This is a genomic window from Selenomonadales bacterium, assembly GCA_017442105.1.
Lineage (GTDB): Bacteria > Bacillota > Negativicutes > RGIG982 > RGIG982 > RGIG982.
In genome coordinates this window covers 1-2,768 of sequence record JAFSAX010000173.1, presented here as the reverse complement: position 1 = coordinate 2,768, position 2,768 = coordinate 1, and the positions used below count along the sequence as shown (strand labels likewise).

1 protein-coding gene is annotated in these 2,768 nt (G+C 50.4%); it reads left to right on the top strand.

Annotated features, from left to right (window positions below; translation table 11 throughout):
• Positions 1–2,768, top strand: a 2,768-nt coding sequence (locus IJN28_06940) for a 2-hydroxyglutaryl-CoA dehydratase (GenBank protein ID MBQ6713501.1), incomplete at both ends; no start/stop codon positions are given.

The window sequence follows — 2,768 nt, the reverse complement described above, 5'->3', positions numbered from 1 at the left end:
GGTTCTACGACGGTAAAAATGGTCATTTTAGATACCGACGATACAGTTTTGGGGCAGTGGTATGAGCGGCATTTTTCCAACATTAAACAAACCATCCGTCAAATATCCGAATATGCCGGTCCGATTCTAAATGGCAGACGATTTTCTATCGTTTTTACAGGGTCGGCAGGTATGGGGGTTGCCAAGAGCGGCAAGTTCCCATTTGTACAGGAAGTAATTGCGTGTACCAAAGCGATTCGATGCAGAATTCCGCAGACCGATGTTGCGATCGAGCTTGGCGGGGAAGATGCCAAGATCACGTATCTGAAAGATCCTGTTGAACAGCGTATGAATGGTGTTTGTGCGGGCGGTACGGGAGCGTTCATCGACCAGATGGCAACGCTTCTTGATTGTGATGCGGCAGGTCTTAACGAACTGGCAAAACATTATGAATCGATCTATCCGATCGCTTCCCGATGCGGCGTGTTTGCCAAGACAGACGTGCAGGCATTGATGAACGATGGGGTGTCGAAAGAAGATATTGCGGCGTCGATCTTCCAAGCGGTCGTCAATCAGACGATCGGTAACTTGGCACAAGGTCGCCCGATCACGGGAACGGTCGCGTTTCTCGGTGGACCGCTCTATTTCTTATCGGAGCTGAAGGCGCGTTTTATTGATGTGCTTGAACTGCAAGATGAAGAGATCGCACACTGCAGTGACGGTTGTTACTTCGGTGCGCTCGGTGCGGCACTCAATGAAACGGATTTCCAAATAGATTATACGTCGCTTATGACAGCGCTTACGAATCTTTCGGATACGGGAGAAGCCGAAACGGAAACGCTTCCGCCGCTGTTTGACAGCGAAGAAGAGTATGAAGCGTTTACGGCGCGTCACGATAAGACGAAGGTCAACAGAGAGCCTCTTGACACGTATGAAGGCAAAGCGTATCTCGGTATCGACGCAGGCTCGACGACGACGAAGCTGACGCTCATCGGTGAGTCGGGAGCACTGCTCTATTCGTCTTATTGCGGCAACCATGGCAGTCCGCTCGATACGGTCGTCAGCGAGCTGAAGAAGTTGTATGATGCGCTGAATGATAAGACGGAGATCGCGTGTGCGGGCGTTACGGGATATGGTGAGCATATCATCAAAGCGGCACTCAAGGTAGATGTTGGTGAAGTCGAAACGGTCGCGCATTTGACGGCGGCGAACCAATTCGCGCCGGGTGTAACGTTCGTTCTCGATATTGGCGGACAGGATATGAAGAGCTTCTTCGTCCGCAACGGTGTTATTGATAATATTATGCTGAATGAAGCGTGCTCGGCGGGCTGTGGTTCGTTCCTCGAAGGCTTTGCACGCTCGCTCGGCATCACGATACAAGAATTCGTGCAGCATGCTGTACGCGGAGATCGTCCTGTCGATCTCGGTACGCGTTGTACGGTATTTATGAATTCGAAGGTAAAACAAGCGCAAAAAGAAGGCGCGACGGTTGCCAATATCGCGGCTGGTCTGGCGATGTCGGTCGTGAAAAATGCGCTGTTTAAAGTGATCCGTATCAAGCACGCGGAAGAACTCGGCGAGAAGATCGTCGTACAAGGCGGTACATTCTACAACGATGCCGTGCTTCGTTCGATGGAACAGCTTCTCGGACGTGAAGTCATCCGTCCCGATATCTCGGGGTTGATGGGTGCTTACGGTATTGCACTCATTGCGAAACGTCGTGCTTCGACAGGCGGATCGACGATCCTCGGCAGAGAGCAGCTTGCGCATTTTGAGCATCATGCAGAAAACTATCGCTGCAATAAGTGCGGTAACCAGTGCGTTATCACGGTACAGCATTTCTCGGGCGGCGGCAAATATCAGATCGGTAACCGTTGTGAACGCGGTATCGGTCTTGAGGTAAAGAAAAACGAGATACCGAATCTGTATGATTATAAATACAAACGTGTATTCGGCTATCGTTCGCTTCCTCTTGCGGAGGCAAAACGCGGTATGATCGGTATTCCGCGCGTACTCAATATGTTCGAGGACTATCCGTTCTGGCATACGTTCTTCACAAAACTCGGGTATCGCGTCGTACTGTCGGGTGTATCGTCGAAACATCTGTTCGAGATGGGCATGGATACGATCCCGTCCGATTCACTTTGCTATCCTGCGAAGCTGGTGCACGGGCATATTGCCGATCTCGTGAGAAAAGGTATTAAGAAGATATTCTATCCGTGTATTCCGTTCAACTGTAAGGAATACGAGTCGGCAGATAACCAATACAACTGTCCTATCGTAACATCGTATCCGGAGAACATTCGCTCTAATATGGAAAGTGTTCATGCGGTGAGATTTATGCAGCCGTTCCTTCCGCTCGATGACAAAAAACGCATGGCTGTACGTCTTTATGAAGAATTTTGCGCGGACGGTATCGGTAAACAAGAGATCAAACAGGCGGTAGAGGCCGCTTATGCAGAACTCGATCGCTATAAAGCGGACGTGCGTGCCAAAGGCCAAGAAGTGCTCGACTACTTGAAGCAGACGGGCAAACAAGGGATCGTGTTGGCAGGCAGACCGTATCATATCGATGGTGAGATCAATCATGGTCTTCCCGAACTCTTAACGTCGTATGGGCTTGTCGTATTGTCGGAGGATGCACTTCCTGCGAAGGAAATGCCGAAGCTTCGTGTCGTCAACCAATGGACGTATCATGCACGCCTCTATGCGGCGGCAGAATTCATTCGTGATTATCCGAATCTCGAATTGATGCAGATGAGTTCGTTCGGCTGCGGTCTTGATGCCGT